Raw genomic sequence first — 17,026 nt, forward strand, 5'->3', positions numbered from 1 at the left:
GAGTTATAAAAGTTACAATAAACTAGATAATAAAGATATAATTGAATCGGAGCGTCTCTGTTTTGCATTTATAATGCTGTCCCCGCGAGTGGCGACAGCACGTTCAATAAAAAAATGCTTTTTACAAAGCCCCAGATGCTCCCAATTGAATAACCCAAGTCTAGCTAAGTCAGATGCAAAGCCAGTTAGGAGAAGACCGGAGCGATCGCAGCAACCGCAACTTATTAGAACTCAGTCCGATCGGGTTAGCATTGTGCCGCGCGGACGGGACTTTTTTGGACGTAAATCCAGCTTTTGCAAGTACGATCGGGCGGACAGTTGCAGAAACTATCAAGCTCAACTACTGGGAAATTCTGCAAACAGATTGCGCTGACACAAAAAAAGATCGAGAAAGTCTTACTAAAAATAGCTCCACGCGATCGTGCGCCGCAGCATACAAACATAAAAATAACTATCTCGTACCCGTGCGAGTTTCCCAGCGGATAATTGAAACAGAAGGAGAGTCCGCGATTTGCCTGAGTGCGGAAGAAATTTTTAATATTCAGAATGAAAATAGCGAGCCGCTGGAATCAACAGAACACAGCAATTCAAATCTAGAAAAATTGCTCGCGAAGCAGACTGCTGAACTGGCAAAAACTCAGGAACTACTCCAACAAAAAAACGCCGAACTCAAAGTGGCAAAATCGCAACTGCATCATCACAGTCAGATTTTAGACCAAATTCGAGAATCGGTGATTTGCACCGATATCGACGGGTATATTACCAGTTGGAATCAAGCCTCCGAAAGGTTATACGGATATCAAGAAGATTGGGTAATCGGAAAGCATATTTCTATAATTTACCCTCCCCAACAGCAGGAATTTTTATTAGAGCAAGTTATCAAACCCCTACAAAAAAAAGGTGATCACGAAGTAGAAATTATTACCTGTCGCAAGTCGGGAGAACAATTTGAATCGCACCTGTCACTTTCGCTGCTGAAAGACAAGACGGGAGAAGTTATTGGGATGGTTGGCTATTTAACAGATATCAGCGCTCGCAAAGCTTTAGAAGAAGAATTAGCACTGAAAAAAGCACTATTTGATGCTTTTTTGCAGGAAGCGCCGGCGGGGCTCTGCATTCTTGATTCCCAACTGCGGTACGTGCAAATCAATCAATTTTTAGCAGAAATAAATTGTCTCACTCCTGCAGAGTGCATCGGCAAGACTGTACGCGAAATATTGCCGCATATCGCTTCAATAGTGGAGCCTTTGTACGAAGAAATATTGAGGACGAAAACTCCCCTAATTAACATTGAGATGAGCAGTGAAAATCCCAGAATGCCGGGGGTTGTGCGACACATGACAGGCTCTTATTTTCCTCTGCTCGATCGAGACGGTGAGGCGATCGGCATCGGCGCACTCGTTATTGACATTAGCGATCGCAAACAAGCAGAAGCAGCACTGGAAAAAAGCGAACAGCTTTACCGCATGATGGCAAGCAACATTCCTAACGGTGCGGTAATGCTGTTTGACAAAGAAATGCGCTACACCCTGGTAGAAGGTACAGAATTAGCAGAAATGGGGCTTTCTAAAGAGTTGATGGAAGGTAAGACAATCTGGGAAGTATTCGAGTCCGATTTTTGCCGTGCCATCGAACCAAATTATCGGGCGGCGCTAGCAGGAGAAACCGTTGTTTCAGAATTTACTTACCGCGATCGCATTTACCTCGGTTACACTTTGCCAGTCAGAAATGAACGGCAAGAAATCAGCGGCGGATTGTTAATGGCTCAAAATATTACCGATCGCCATGTAGCAGAAGAAGCCCTCCGGGAAAGCGAGGAAAAATACAGGTGCATTGTCGAGACAGCCGATGAAGGAATTTGGACGATCGATGCGGAGGGTAAAACGACTTTTGTTAACCAAACAATGGCGGATATGCTCGCCTGTACGGTAGAGGAAATGCTCGGGCAGTCGCTATTTGCTTTCATGGATGCAGAAGGCATCGCGATCGCCGAAGCTAATCTCACCCGCCGCCGTGAAGGAATTAACGAAAAGCACGATTTTAAGTTCCTCCGTCGAGACGGCAGCGACTTGTGGGCGATGGTTTCTACTAATGCCTTCTCAGACAAAGAAGGGCGCTATGTCGGTGCTTTGGCAATGGTTGCCGACATTACCGCTCGCAAGCAAACAGAAGCGGCATTGCAACAGTCGGAAGCCAAATTTCGATCGCTCTACGAATTAACCACCATAGCTGTTTTTATGTCCGATGAGAATAGTATTTACGATGTCAATAACGCCACATTAAAACTATTTGGATATACTGAAAAAGAGCAGTTTATTGGCAATCATCCGGGTAAATTGTCGCCGCCTTTTCAACCCAATGGCAGAGATTCTTCGACATTGGCGAGCGAAATGATGGATCTCGCCTTTGAGCGCGGAAACCACCGTTTTGATTGGCTGCACCAGCGATCGGACGGTACTGAGTTTCTTGCAGAAGTCGTGCTGACAGCCATCGAAGTGGGAAATCAAAAACATATCCAAGCAGTCGTCCAAGATTTAACCGATCGCCAACTTGCAGAAGAAACATTAGTGCGATCGGAACAAGCCCTGAGACAGCAAGCTCAACGAGAACAACTGTTGAATCAAATTGCCAACCAAATCCGCAATTCTTTGGATTTAGACACAATTTTAGCAACCGCCGTTCAAGAGATTCGCAATCTGATGCGGCTAGATTGGTGCGTCTTCATTTGGTATCGCCCCAACAGCAATCCTCCAATGTGGCAAATAGTTTGCGAAGCAAAGAATGCAGATTTGCCTAGTTTGCTTGGTACCTATGCTGTAGATGACAAATCTAGTGCCGCAGTGCAGCAGATTTTGGGCAGAAAAATTATGCGAGTTGATGATGTTAGCTTGTTTGAAGATGTAGAAGTGCGCGCAATTTTTCAGTTATTTAAAATTAACTCAGTGCTGTCGCTGCCGGTTCATACTGCTTCCGGCGATATAGGGACGATTAGCTGCTATCAGGCTGTGTCAGCGCGCCATTGGAGCGATTCGGAAGTCGAGCTGATGCAAGCGGTAACTGCTCAGATTGCGATCGCGATCGACCACGCAGAATTGTACACCCAAACCCGTACAGCGGCTGAATTAGCTAGAGCTCAAACTCAACACCTAGAACAAACTTTGCACCAACTCCAGCGCACCCAAACTAAATTAATTCAAAGTGAAAAAATGTCGAGTTTGGGACAGTTAGTAGCAGGTGTAGCCCACGAAATTAATAACCCGGTTAATTTTATCTACGGTAATCTCAGCTACACCAGTGAATACACTGAAAATTTGCTAAAAATGCTGCAACTTTACGAGCAGGAATACCCGCAGCCACCTGTCACAATTTTAGAGGCGAGAGAAGACTTTGAAATTGATTATCTTATTGAAGATTTACCGAAAATGATATCATCTATGAAACTCGGAGCCGATCGCATCCGCGACATTGTTTTGAGCCTGCGGACTTTCTCAAGACTTGACGAAGCTGAAATGAAACAAGTTGACATTCACGAAGGCATCGAAAGCACGCTGCTGATTTTGCAAAACCGCCTGAAAAATAAACCCGATAGCCCGCCTATTAATATTGTCAAAGAATACGGTAACTTGCCTTTAGTAGAATGTTATCCCGGTCAGTTAAATCAAGTATTTATGAATTTGTTGACAAATGCGATCGACGCTGTGGAAATGGAAATTGATAAGTTCAATCCCACGGGCAAAAATCTCACAATTACGATTCGCACCGAAGTAACGGAAAATAACTGCGTGGCGATGCGAATAACTGACAGCGGCCCAGGGATGAGCGAAGACGTGCAACAGCGCTTGTTCGATCCATTTTTTACCACAAAACCAGTCGGCAAAGGCACGGGCTTAGGATTGGCAATTTCGCACTCTATTGTCGTAGAAAAACACGGCGGTCAGTTGTCGTGCAATTCTGTAGTGGGAGAAGGTGCCGAATTTGCGATCGAGATTCCGCTGCGGCAAAAAAGAAGTTAAAACCATTTCTCTAAAATCATGCAATAGTCTCCGACCCCCTAGCCCCCCCGATGCTTTGGGGGGGGACAAGAATACTGTTGCATTATTTTTTGAAATTGGTATAACAACCCGTAAAAGTCCCAGAAACCAGGTTTTTGCGGAGACTTTCTCACAAACTGGGTTTGGGGGAAAAAAACTTGCATTCCGAACGATCGAACTTGGTTTTTTGGACTTGGCTTTTAACTTAAACATTTTACATAAACCCGATCGCACCTTGGCGTTTCCACACCAGTCGTCGGTAAATATCCGCTATTTTCATACATCTTAACAGCTTCCTTGAGAACGCTAGCCGTTTCGATCCAGATTTCATCAAAGCCGCGAGCCATTATTGTACTTTCCAACTCTTGCAGTAAAAACTTTCCCAAACCTTTTCGCCTTACTGCCGGCAAAATATACATTTTGCGAATTTCTACAGCATTATTACCGCGTTCAATCGGATAATAAGCGGCCGTACCCACGATTTCTTCTTGCCGTTCTACTACCCAAAATTCTCCACCATTTTTATGATAAAATAATTCGACATCATAGACATCTCGATCTGCCCCGCAAGGCTCACAGTTTAAACCGTACTCTGCTAAAATATTTTTAATTAAATTGAACGCATCCGCCCGATCGCGCGTTTCCCAGGAACGAATCAAAAAATCTAAATGTTGGGTTCTCATGGGTTGTTAAAAATTATACTTATTGGTTTGCTGTAGCAACTGTAAAACTACCGATCGTTTGTGCTTTGCAGTATAGAAATGCACCCAACTTTTAACTGTGAATTCTCGGTTCAGGATAAACAGTTGCCAGCAACTGACTTTCTACCAATGATAATTCCTCCAGCCGTTCTATCACCAAAGGGCGATCGAAATAAGTTGTTGCTAAAATCCAATATACCCCATAATGGCGGGCTTGCCTTCGCCATCAAACTGCGGTAAAACTTAGCTAATTCGGCATCGGGACAACGATCGCCCAACAGCCCCAGCCGTTCGTGACTCCGCGCTTCAATCAAAGCAGAAACCAGCAAAGAATCCAAAAGTCTCTCCGGTTCCTGTTTGCGAATTTGGGCGGACAAACCGGCACCGTAGGGAGGCGCAGCCAAAGGCCCCAAAGCGATATTGCGCTGTTCCAACCGCTGGTTGACTTGCTCGAAATGCTCTAATTCTTCCCTGGCGATCGCTGTTAGCATCCTCACCAACTTTTCCCGCGCTGGATAGCGAAACATTAAATTTAACGCTACTCCCGCCGCTTTCCGCTCGCAGTGAGAATGATCTAACAAAATTGTATCCAAATGGGCGATCGCCTGTTCGATCCAAGCTTCCGAAGTCGGCTGCTTCAAAAACTTAATAGTTGGCAGCGTTAAACTCATATTATTTTAGATTTTAGATTTGAGAGGAATGATATCGTTGACCTTTGCATCGGAAGGAGAGGCAACCGAGGACACGGCAATGCCGTTTCCCTACCCAAAAATAATCCATCTTCCTTGATTAAAAATGTAACCATCGCCCGATTAATTGTAGGGACACGGCACTGCCGTGTCCGGCGCAGGGACTAGGACACGGCACTGCCGTGTCCCTACTTTTCAAAATTGATTTTACACAGTTTTTCAAACACCCCATACATATCATCAGCAAACTTTTTAGGATTCCACAGCGGCGACAAATTAGCTTGGTCTTTAGACTTCATCAAATGCGCTTGAATGGCCAGTCTCAAATCACCATCTTTACCCAATTTTACACCCATATCCACATATTCCTCCCAAGATTGAGCCGCGCCAGTTTCCATCCCCAAAACCTGCAAAAACGAATAACCCATTCTCGACAAAAATTGCTCTCCGGTACGAGTCACCACAGGCAAATTAAACCACAAAGCCTCTAAAGTGTGAGTGCCTCCATTATAAGGATAGGAATCCAACAAAACATCGGCCAGCAAATAGACAATTCTGTGTTCTTCCTCCGTAGCAAACCTCGGCAAAAACTTAATTCGGTGCTTGCTGACTCCTTCAGCTTCGCAAGCTTGGTGATACGCAGCCTCAAACACCGCAGCATCGCCCAAAGCTTTGTGAATTAAGACGCTGTTCGGCACTTGTTTGAGAATCGCAACTTGTGCTTTTACTAAGTCGCGGTTGAATTTTCTGCCGGGAGCGACGCACAGGTAAACCGTCTGATCCAAACCGATCCGATTCGACCTTCTCAATGCCACCGGATCGACTCCGTACCTCTGAAAACCTGACACTGCTACCAAAGAATCCGGCATCCTAATTAGCTGTTCGTCATAATATTTTTCCCTGCCGTCTGGATGCGAGTGCCAGTCTGTAAGAAAGTAATTTTCCGAGGATATGTAAGGGGCATCAAATCCGAGCCAAGAAATACAAACTGGTGCGGGTTTTTGGTAGAGAATGTCTGCGTGAATCGGTACGCTGAGAGAATCTAAATCGACTAAAACGTCTAATTCGTCTTGCTGAATTTGGGCGATAATTTCTGCGGAATTGGCAAGTCCGTTCGGGTAAGTTTTGGGAAAAGTCAGTTTGCCGAAACTTTCAAATTGCTGAGTGCGATCGTCAGGAACAATTCTTTCAGAAGCGTATAAATGCAAGTTGGGCGTGATTTCCGACAATTCGCGAATGATGTCAGCGCTGCACCAACCTACAGAATGGCGGCTGAAGTGATTGGATAAAAAGCCGATTTTTAACTTGCTACCTGGGGCTTTTGGTTGGTAACTGTAATTTGCCGGTTGAGGAAAATTAGGTTTGATACATTTGTCAACGTACTTTTTGGCAATTAATCTGTAAAGTTGAGAGTTGGCTGCCAAGTCATCTCGCAGATAGGGCGTGCTGAATAAGAAGTTTGCATAAAGCGATTTAATTTCTACCGAACTAGCGGTTTCTAAGTTTTGCTGCAAGTAGGATTCTAATTCTAAAAATCGATCGCCTGCAATTTGATTCAATCCCGACACTTGATAGGTGCTGACGAAGTAAATCGCCGTCATAATCGGATCGGTTTCGGCGCACATTTGGCTGTATGCGTGCACGGCTTGCCGCGCGGCTGCTAAATTGCTAGTATCTCTGAGGATGCCGCACAAATGTTGGTGGGCGGAAATAAAATCGGGTTTAATTTCTAGGGCTTTTTGTAGGTTGGGTATGGCGTCTTTAAATTTGCCTTGGTGGCGCAAAATTATGCCAATTTGACAGTATGCTTCGGGTAAATCGGGTTTTAATGCGATCGCCCGCTGCCATGCAGCCACAGCCTCATCTAGCTTCCCCTGCCGCGCTAATTTATCTCCCAAATTTATGTAAAAATCTACCTGAGCCAGATGGGGATTGAGTTCGAGAGCTTTTTGTTCGTAGGCTGCAGCAGCATCAAACTGCCCTTGCTGCTTCATCGCCCCTGCCAAATTCCAGTAAGCAGCGGCCAAAGTTGGTTTGAGTTCGATCGCCTTTTGGTAATTGACAATCGCCTCCACCAAACGCCCTTGCTTGTAGAGCATACTGCCCAAATTAGCATAGGCCTCAGCAAAATCGGGATTTAGGGCGATCGCCTCCGAATAAAACCGCATCGCTTCCTCAATTTGGCCGCTGGCTTGCTGCACGTTACCCATTGTCACGTAAGCCGCCGCGCAATCCGGTTGCAATTCCAGAGCTTGGCGACAAGCAGCGACTGCTGCTGCTAAATCGCCTTGGGAGTAATAGGTTTCTGCAACGACTGTCAGCGATGCAGCATCTTCTAATTTGGGTGTTTCGGATTGGTTGCGAGAATCGGAATTCATTTGGCGGCCTATCTGTGCTATCAAGTTAAAGGTTGAATCTATATTATTTTGCAGAGTACCAGTTTTAGCAGAATTACGCGCGATCGTCACAGAGAATTTATGAGCGACAAGCAAGCGACACAGCACCAACCTAACATCAAGTGGAAGCCAAACCTCCTGCTGGGGATACTCTTGTTAGCCTTAGCAATCCCCTTGCCTTTTGCCCAAAAGACTCTCGCACAGCAGCAAACAGCGAACTTTCGGCAGCGAGTATTTCAAACTGCTCTTTATTTCACCTTATATTTTGAGGGTGGATTCAGCAATCACCCAGCCGATAAGGGCGGCAGAACCTATCGGGGCATCCTGCAAACAGAATACAACTCGTACCGCTACAGTCGCGGGCTGCCGCCCCTCGACGTGACGCAAATGTCGGAAGCAGAACTCCTAGAAATTTATAAATATTACTGGGATTCTAGTCTTTCGGGAACTATGCAGCCTGCTTTGGCGATCGTCATGTTTGACACCGCAGTTAATTTCGGTATTAACAATTCTATTACATTTTTGCAGCAAGCTTTAGGATTGCCCCAAACTGGTATTTTTGATTCGCGCACCAGGGAAGCATTGAAAGTCGCTAATAACAAAAATACAGCGCTACAAATGATTAACGAACGGATTATTTACCGCTACAAACGGGTGCAAGAAGATCCGAGTCAAATGGCTTTTTTTCGGGGTTGGCTGAGCCGCGATTACAGTTTGTGGGGCTACGTAAACAAGATTAAGTAGTTGGCAGGAAAGCAGTTGATTGTTGGCAGTTGGCAATTCGGAATTATAATCAACAAATAACAAATTGCTCGTTACTTTCGCTCTGCCTGGTAATGCAGGTGCGGAGGAAGAGCCTCCTTCTATCTCGCGGCTTCTGGAGAGAGGACTGTAGGAAGTGCTTAAATTATACCATTTTTCTTTCATATGTGCTATAGATGAAGTCTTAGCCCCCGCGAGTTCGGGGGGGTAATATCTAGCGCTACTTTAAGAAATTGGTATTATTAAGTTTTCGATCCTTAGATAAGAAAAGACTGTAGGAAGTGCTTAAGTTATTAAGTTTTCGATCCTAAAAGACTAATCAATTGAACATAAACCGCCCATAACAGAAACATAACAACAAAACCTATAGCGGCTGCACGAGTAACTTAAACCATGAAAATATGACAGTAGAAGAAGCAATAAATTTTTTAGATAATCTGGTGTACGAACAAACCCAAAAACGCCTAACTCGGTTGCAACAGTCGATCGTGCGAGGCGTTTTAGGGGGTTTGACATACCAAGAAATTCAGCAAAACGATCCGATCGCCCGTGGCTACACAGTGGGCTACCTGGGGCGGTATGTCGGCTACAACTTGTGGAAAGACCTCACCAAGGTACTGAAGCAAGCAGGAATTATTGAAGCAGAAGAAAGAGTAGTCGGAGCAAATCTTTGGGACTGCATCATCAGAGGTGTACAAAAAGGCACGCAACCAGCTCAATCTCTCGATCCGATATTGGGACAACTGCTGCGGATGCGTTACCGAATCCGAGAACATTTGGCGAGCACCGAGTACAGCGATACCTATCTCGCTGAAGATGAAAATTTGCCCGATCGCCCTTTGTGTCTCGTCAAGCGCCTGAAAAGCCAGTCAGACAGAACCAGCCAGCTATTCGATCGAGAAACGCGCGTATTGTATCGCTTAGGGAAACACGATCGGATCCCGGAATTGTTAGCTCGATTTGAAGAAGATGGATATTTTTATTTAGTCTATCAATTCATCGAAGGAGAACCCCTGTATCAAGAATTAATCGAAGGTCAACCCTGGGAAGAACATCGCGTTATTGCTTTGTTAAAAGATATCTTAGAAGTCCTGGCCTTCGTTCACAAACAAAATGTAATTCACCGCGACGTTCACCCTCAAAACTTAATCGAGCGCGCATCAGACGGCAAGATTGTATTAATTGACTTTGGAGCAGTTAAAGAAATCAACATTTCGCAAAATAGCACAGGTCAAACGATCTCGCGCGGCGGCACTCAGCAAGACTACATTCCCCCGGAACAAGCCATTGGTTCGCCAAAATTTTGCAGCGACATCTACGCTGTCGGAATCATCGGCATTCAAGCCTTAACAGGGATGCGGCCGAAACAGCTCAGAGTCGATAATTTAGGCAATCTCATCTGGCAGAAAAATGCAACTGTCACCCCGGAGTTTGCTAGCATTTTAGACCAGATGGTGCTGTACGCTTTCCCCCAGCGTTACCCATCAGCAACCGAAGCAATGCTCGCACTTCAAAATTTAGTCAGTAGTTATTAGTTATTAGTTATTGGTTATTGGTTATTGGTTATTGGTTATTGGTTATTGGTTATTGGTTATTGGTTATTGGTTATTGGTTATTGGTTATTGGTTATTGGTTGTTAGTTATTGGTTGTTAGTTCGTAGGGGCGGTGGATGGTGCGTGCCCGCCCTCAGTTGTTATATCAAATCCGGTAGCATCCCAATTATAAAATCGAGTCAGATCAAATCCGCGCTTCATAGTTCTGTATTCATCTCTCTCTTGTCTTCCTCCGTGTTCTCTGCGCCCTAGCGCCGGTTAAATCACCTGACGATGCTACCGGAAACGATATTAGTTATTAATTTCTCAAGGTGACGCATCGGGCGATAAACCCGGTTTCTACGAGTTTTACGCACAAAAACCAGAAATATCGCCAGAAACCGGGTTTCTCAAGCTCACGCATCGGGCAAGTCACCCAAAATCGCAATAATTCTTTACAATAACAGAGTAAATATGATTATTCACTTAAAAAACTTCCTTGAAAATGCCCGTAAACCAACTTTCTCCAACCGCAGCCTCGACTCAAACACCAACACTCGACTTTGACATCGCGATCGTCGGAGGCGGCATAGTCGGCGCTACCTTAGCCTGTGCCCTCAAAGATTCCGGCTTAAAAATCGCCATAATTGAAACCCAACTCCCCGCAGCCGCAGCAGCCAAAAAACAAGCTTACGCCGTCACCCTGCTATCGGGAATGATCTTAGAAGGTATCGGCGTATGGCAACAAATATTGCCGCAAATCACCACCTTCGAGCAAATTAGTCTCTGCGACGGCGACTATCCCGGTGTCGTCGAATTCCACCGCCCGGATTTGGGAAATACTGGCAAATTGCCGGTGCCAAAAACAGCTTTAGGTTACGTTGGCGAGCACCGAGTCATGCTGTCAGCTTTGCAGGAATCTTTGGCAAAAAATCCGAATTTCAGTTGGGTTTGTCCGGCGGAAGTAATAGATGTAAAATATTTAAATAATAGCGCTGAAATTCAAATCAAACAAAACGGCGCAACTCGCACAATTCGTACTAAATTGTTAGTTGCCGCCGACGGTTCTAAATCTCGAATCCGCACAGCAGCAAATATCGGCACTCGCGGCTGGAAATACTGGCAATCCTGCGTTGCGATTACTATTAAAGCCGAAAAGCCGCACAATGATATCGCTTTTGAGCGCTTTTGGCCGAGCGGGCCGATGGGAGTTTTGCCCTTACCTGGGAACCGCTGTCAAGTAGTTTGGACTGCACCCCACGCGGAAGCGAAAGCTTTGCAGTCAATGGACGAAAAAGAGTTTTTAGCTTTGTTAGAACAGCGCACGGGCGGGCTTTTAGGAAACTTGGCATTGGAGAGCGATCGCTTTTTATTTCCAGTGCAGTTAATGCAGAGCGATCGCTACGTTTTGCCCAGATTAGCGCTAATTGGCGACGCGGCCCACTGCTGCCATCCCGTCGGCGGCCAGGGATTGAATATGGGCATTCGAGACGCTGGGGCGATCGCCCAAATCTTGCAGCAAGCGCACCAAAAAGGCGAAGACATCGGCGATTTGCGAGTATTGAAAAGGTATCACAACTGGCGGAAAAAAGAGAATTTAATCGTGTTAGGATTTACCGATTTTCTAGACAGATTATTTTCCAATACTTGGCTGCCAATTGTCGCATTTCGCCGCTTCGGATTGTGGTGTTTGCGAACAATTCCGCCTGTGAGATTTTTAGCCTTGCGCTTGATGACCGGCTTAATGGGGCGGCCCCCGAAATTAGCGCAAAACTAGGACTTACGCACGGGTGGTCAGAAACCGGGTTTTTGCGAGAATACTTCGTTAAAACCCGTGTAAACTGCCAAAAACCCGGTTTATTTGGTATTTATGTGTAATTCCTATAAAAGTAAAGTTTAATTATTAGCAAAATTCCCCGATGTCTAATCTCTAGAGTGTCAAATATTAAATTAGCTCAAAACGCGCCCCAATAAATTGAAGACTCGCCCCTAGAATTTGTCGCCGCTTTACTAATATTATATTCTTGATTTTCAGGCTCGGTAGCGGTGACAAGCGATGGTAAAGACCTAATTCGCAACTCGTTTAGCAAACTGTGAATATTACATGGCTCCGCATCGATAATGCTGGCGAGGGGTAGCAAATTTTTAACTGAATATTCCCCAAGCCGAGCGTTAAGACTTTCTGCTAAATACGATAGCATAATATATCTGCTAGCACTACTGATAATCTGAAAAGTTTTATTGAATTCCTCAAACTGTTGAGTACCCGGTATATCTGTGGCAATACAGGTTTCATCGCTCAAAAATAAATCTACATTAATTTGACTAGCAGCCGCAACTTGAGCTTTAGCCAGCCAGATTAAATCTAAAATTGGTTCCGATTCGTACTCGTGAAAAATTAATCGCTTCAAACCCGATCGCAATTCTGCCGAATTTAAGGTATTTTGCCATTCTAGACACCAATCGCAGCTTTTGGTATTACGAGCGATTTTTACTATTTTCGGGCGTTCTATAGCATCTTTCAACAAAGAAAGACAGCCAACCGATTTAGCAAATTTGGCAGAAACTATATCGTGCAGTATCCGGTTAGAGTCAATATAATCCTTGCGCCAATGCGCGTCTGGGATGAGAACTTTTTTCGCCGAACAAAGCGTGTTGTTAGCGGTAACAATCGGTATATTGTTAACTGCGACTCCCTCTAATAAATGTTGAGATTCCAGGCGGTTGAGTACCTGAATCGCACAGTTTTTGTCCGCTTCATTTAAAGCATTATTGCCGTACTCTGCTGCTAGTTCGGCGAGGAAATCTAAGTAGTCTTGTACTGCGGGCGAGCTTTTTTGTCCTAACAACTGATAAACTTCGCAATGGGAATTAGAACTAGGTATAGTTGTGCGGCGATTTCCGAAAAAAGCAACATCATCTAAAAAGGCGTGTTTTGGCTGCCAAAACTTTCCCGTAGACTCATCCCACAGACATGGACGGTGAGCAAATCGCTCTTGAATTTGCCGCTTTCGATCGCCCGAAATACCGCCTTTTACCCAAGTATCGTAAAAATACTTGTAAATTGCGTTGACTGATGGTAATTGTGCATTTTGAGCGTCGGATAATTTAATTTTAACTGTCATTTTCCCAAATTTTTATGAGAACATCAAAGTGGTCGATAACCGTGTTTAATTCTACAGGCTCAAAACCCAGTGCATTCCTGATTTCTACATTCACCAAATCCCGCTGAGGACGTGCAAATATGAACTTTTGGCTGGCGACTAAAGGAGCATCTTGAATAAAGCACAAATCTTTAGCCCGGTAAAGTCTGGGTTCAGGTTTTACAGCACCGAAATATTGGCTTAATTTCTCAGGATTTGCCTCGACAGGAAACCAAGGTTTATCTACAAGTGCTTCTGGTAGCGTCTTGTTGCTGTTGGAAATTCTGATATTTTTTAGCGCATCCCAGTTGTCAACAATGTAGTTAAAAACAGCAATGCAGCTACCGGAAACAGCACCTGCACCCGATCGATTTGCGGTTTGAATGAGATTGTCAACGCAGGCTAAAATGTCATCGCCATTGGGATTTTGCCTCATTCCCAAATCCGAGAAAAAATTCAGCCAAGTTTGAGAATCCTGCGAGTAAAACTCCATGTCTGGAATCACTGCTACATTCCCGATAATATTTCGCACTACCTCACTTAAAGGATTGTAAATCAATTGGGCAGATCGCAATCTGCGATCGCTACAGCGTACCAAACGGGCTTTTTTCAACTCTTCCTGGAATCCTAAAGCGTTCTCTCCTCCCTCTGTTAATTCTTGGCTGGCTTTAGTCACGTTATCCCGAATCCAAGTTAGCGCAATTAACTGTTCTTCCGGCGAAAACGACGCATAATCGGGCAACAAACAGTCGCGAATCAGTCTCGCGCGGTTGAGTACCGGCACTTGCAAAAGTTGGAATAGCGGCAGCCATTCCCTGGCTTTTCCGATGCCTAAAAGCCTCAAATCTCCAAAAATTTCTGGCGGTTCGTATCCGTCGCCCGGAAGGTAGACATTTTCACTGTAGAGGGAAACTATTTCCCCGGAAGCTGTCGGGTAAATTGGCAGTTGGCGCAGCTTGTTTAAGCTACTTTCATCGTAATTTCTTTGCTTTCGACTTGCCAGGAAATCGAGCAGATGTGTATAATGCTTTTCGTCGTAAGGCGGCAAACCTCGATCGCACCGCGAATATACGATGTCTAGAATATCTGGACCAGTAATAGAATAGACTAACTGATTTTTGTGCCGATCGGCAAATAGTGCGATCGCCCCCTCAAGCTTTGGCGGTGCCTTGACAAGTGTCGCCCCAAAATACTGCACTGCTGCTATTATTTCCGCCTCAATTTCATCGCCCCGCAATAAAGGAGTCTCAACAGTTCCCCCTTTGTAAAGCTTGCCGTTATTTCCGGGAACCAGCGGCACTTTTGTCAAGTTTTCGACTGTTTCTTGCGACAGATGTCTGGGACTGATATTGTAAAAATAATTATAAACTAAAGTCAACCATTCTGTATTGGGCGGATGCGGTGCATCGGGCTCCCAATCGATTTCTGATGCAGTTGAACCAATCACATTCACTAATTTCTTGGCGACTTCCGTAGCAGTCATCCTGGAGACACCATTTAGATTGTATCCCGGCAATAATTTAGCTACATCTCGGTGTAGAAACCATGCGGCATAACTGGCAAAAATTTCCCTCTCGGCCTCGTCTGCAATGTAGATAGTGCCGATCGCATTATACCCAAATACCTGCAAAGTATTGTCAGCCAGAATAGCTAGTGGCAAACCGCGCAAATCTTTACAATTGTCGCTGAGACAATATCGCAGCATATTCCCAATCCACAGCCGATTTCGCAGGCTTGCTTTCGGTGCATCCGACAGCGCAATCCCTAGGGATTTATTTTCGATTAAATGCTTTCGCAAGTTGGCAGCAGTGAATGTTGGCAAAGGCAAACCTACATCTTTAAAAGCTGTTAAAATCGAATCGGGCAAGGGCGGATTTGGAAGATAGATATTATCGGCACACAGCGGTGCTAATAACTCGTCCCAACACTTTTTAGATGGTAAATTTTTGACTGTCGGAGGTGTCACCCATCTTGTCGGTGACATTACCGATCCGGTAATTCTATCCTCATTTACAATTTCTTTTACAGCCGATCGTACAACTGGTTTGTGGTACAATAACTGCATCACAAACCCCTGCAATTCTTCCAGAGCTTTGCTAGCCGTAATTTTGCTGATCGGCCAAAATTCGTAAAATTTTTCTGGTTCAAACCGTCCGATATCTTGCACTAAATCGACAATTAAGTTAGCACAAGCACGAGACAAAACATGGCGGGCGAGTAGCGCGTTCCAAATAGCTCTCGGCCGGTCTTTTCCCGTTTGTCCGCTGTCGCTACTGAGGTTATCGCGCGAACTATTTAAGTTAAAAAAACCGTTAATGTGAATTGGCAAACCTGTTGCGAGGGGAAGCGGCAAAAAACAGTAAACTTTGCCGGAAACAGGCGGGATATTTCCCTCTGTACACACAGCATTAATTCTAGCAGCAGCACCTGCCCAAGGCACGACTTTCTCTTGACTTTGGTGCATTGCTTCTATGACTTTTGCCAAATCGGCGCCTTCGTCTGTGCGAATTAAACTGACTATTCTCCAAGTTGAATTTATAGTACGATCGCAACTAATCGTTTCTATCTCGTGGCGGTAAGAAACTGATACTAAACCGTCAGGATTGCGGCTGCACAATTCCAGTAACTTGTCTGGACTATCGGGAATTGCCTCAAGGAGTTTTTGCCGCGCTTCTCGGACTTCTGGCGAATTTTTGGTGACAATCGCCAGGATTTCTTGTCTGGTTTCTTGACTGTTTGCCAGAATTTCATAAACTCTAATTTCCTGAACTGATTTCAAGAATAGCAAAAGTTCTTCACCGGACTGCCTCAATTCGTCTAGTAGTTCCTTGACGTTTGATTCGGTAAAAGCTTGTTTGCGAATCTCGCTATTTTTTGCGCTTTCCGTTGTTCGCAGAGGCAGCCGAAATAGAGTACCTTGAAAGTTTGTATCTCCAACTGGCAATCCTCCCGCTGCGTAGACTTGCATAAAATCTGGATATTTTTCGTACCATTTAGCATCTGCCAAATTCCACTCGCGCCCAGGTTCCTGTCGAGAAGTGCCGGGAATAGCTGCACCGTGAGGGTCAAAAAAAATGATGCGATCGCGCGACACAAAACTGGGAAAATCTGTAACGTGATAAATTGCATTAAACCCGACGCCAAACCTACCCGTTTTCTGCAAGTCTCGCGCTTTTTCGCTTTGTCCCAAGCTGCGAATGCTGTCAAAATCTTTGTCGGCAAAAACGCTATCATTGTAGACTAACATCGCCGGCCCCATTAGCAGTACCATGCGATCGTCCGGCAATGATTTGACGTGATGGTTCCGCCAATCAAGGGTTATTTCTACCCGTGCTGCTTTCGCATCGTCAGCATTTTGAATTAATTCTTTGAGAATCCCCACACCTTCGGGATAATCTCGGATAATTCCCCTCAATCGGGCGATTAAAGGTTCTGATTGATAGAAAGATTTTCCCTCAACTTCGCTGTTGCTGTAAGCCATAGATATTCTGACTGCAGGAATTTTTCAGGCGAGCGCGGGTGTTCGCTCTCTACCAATACTATAACTGATAAATTAGTTCATTCTTTAACAGCTTCCATTAATTCCTCAATCAAAACATTGAGGGTGCGAGCTATTTTTTGAATTGATGTGATATCAACCGTTGCTAGTCCTTCCGATCGAGCATAGTGCCTGACTGTACTGTACGGAACTTCGGATTGATCGGCAACATCCTTTAGCGTCCATCCCTTTTCGTCAGCAAACTCTCGGATTCGGAACCTAACGCCCATTCT

Annotated in this window: 9 protein-coding genes and 1 pseudogene; 4 read left to right on the plus strand and 6 right to left on the minus strand. The window is 44.9% G+C overall.

The genetic code is table 11. From position 1 onward, the window contains the following. The first annotated feature begins 173 nt into the window (after window positions 1-173). Entirely contained in the window at window positions 174-4,013 is a 3,840-nt protein-coding gene (locus AACV78_RS20815; RefSeq protein ID WP_194009438.1) for a PAS domain S-box protein, read from the plus strand. A gap of 218 nt (window positions 4,014-4,231) precedes the next feature. On the opposite strand, the gene AACV78_RS20820 is transcribed toward AACV78_RS20815, so the two are convergent. From AACV78_RS20820 to AACV78_RS20830, 3 genes and pseudogenes are all read right to left on the minus strand, one after another. Beyond that, complete coding sequence (locus tag AACV78_RS20820) at window positions 4,232-4,714, minus strand: GNAT family N-acetyltransferase (RefSeq protein WP_194009439.1); 483 nt, start codon at window positions 4,712-4,714, stop codon at window positions 4,232-4,234. A gap of 91 nt (window positions 4,715-4,805) precedes the next feature. Beyond that, a pseudogene (locus tag AACV78_RS20825) lies at window positions 4,806-5,403 on the minus strand (tRNA-(ms[2]io[6]A)-hydroxylase). 206 nt (window positions 5,404-5,609) lie between these two features. Then, complete coding sequence (locus tag AACV78_RS20830) at window positions 5,610-7,799, minus strand: O-linked N-acetylglucosamine transferase, SPINDLY family protein (protein WP_194009440.1); 2,190 nt, start codon at window positions 7,797-7,799, stop codon at window positions 5,610-5,612. Window positions 7,800-7,898: 99 nt separating this feature from the next. On the opposite strand from AACV78_RS20830, the gene AACV78_RS20835 reads away from it, so the two are divergent. From AACV78_RS20835 to AACV78_RS20845, 3 genes are all read left to right on the plus strand, one after another. Next, window positions 7,899-8,561 (plus strand): glycoside hydrolase family 108 protein, encoded by a 663-nt coding sequence (locus AACV78_RS20835; protein WP_194009441.1) that lies wholly within the window; start codon window positions 7,899-7,901, stop codon window positions 8,559-8,561. Between the two features lie 419 nt (window positions 8,562-8,980). Then, window positions 8,981-10,114, plus strand: coding sequence for a serine/threonine-protein kinase (locus tag AACV78_RS20840; protein ID WP_194009442.1), 1,134 nt, complete (start codon window positions 8,981-8,983; stop codon window positions 10,112-10,114). Window positions 10,115-10,617: 503 nt separating this feature from the next. Then, entirely contained in the window at window positions 10,618-11,889 is a 1,272-nt protein-coding gene (locus tag AACV78_RS20845) for an FAD-dependent hydroxylase (RefSeq protein WP_194009443.1), read from the plus strand. A gap of 178 nt (window positions 11,890-12,067) precedes the next feature. Here AACV78_RS20845 and AACV78_RS20850 read toward each other — a convergent pair whose 3' ends face one another. The 3 genes from AACV78_RS20850 to AACV78_RS20860 all read right to left on the minus strand — a co-directional run bounded on the left by AACV78_RS20850 (window position 12,068) and on the right by AACV78_RS20860 (window position 17,023). Then, complete coding sequence (locus AACV78_RS20850; RefSeq protein WP_194009444.1) at window positions 12,068-13,237, minus strand: hypothetical protein; 1,170 nt, start codon at window positions 13,235-13,237, stop codon at window positions 12,068-12,070. Next, window positions 13,227-16,736, minus strand: coding sequence for a sacsin N-terminal ATP-binding-like domain-containing protein (locus AACV78_RS20855; protein WP_194009445.1), 3,510 nt, complete (start codon window positions 16,734-16,736; stop codon window positions 13,227-13,229). The genes AACV78_RS20850 and AACV78_RS20855 overlap by 11 nt, the downstream gene beginning before the upstream one ends. A 77-nt stretch (window positions 16,737-16,813) precedes the next feature. Then, window positions 16,814-17,023, minus strand: coding sequence for a helix-turn-helix domain-containing protein (locus AACV78_RS20860; RefSeq protein WP_194009446.1), 210 nt, complete (start codon window positions 17,021-17,023; stop codon window positions 16,814-16,816). Window positions 17,024-17,026 lie beyond the last annotated feature (3 nt).

This window comes from Tychonema sp. LEGE 07196 (assembly GCF_963890365.1).
In the GTDB taxonomy this organism is placed as follows: domain Bacteria; phylum Cyanobacteriota; class Cyanobacteriia; order Cyanobacteriales; family Microcoleaceae; genus Microcoleus.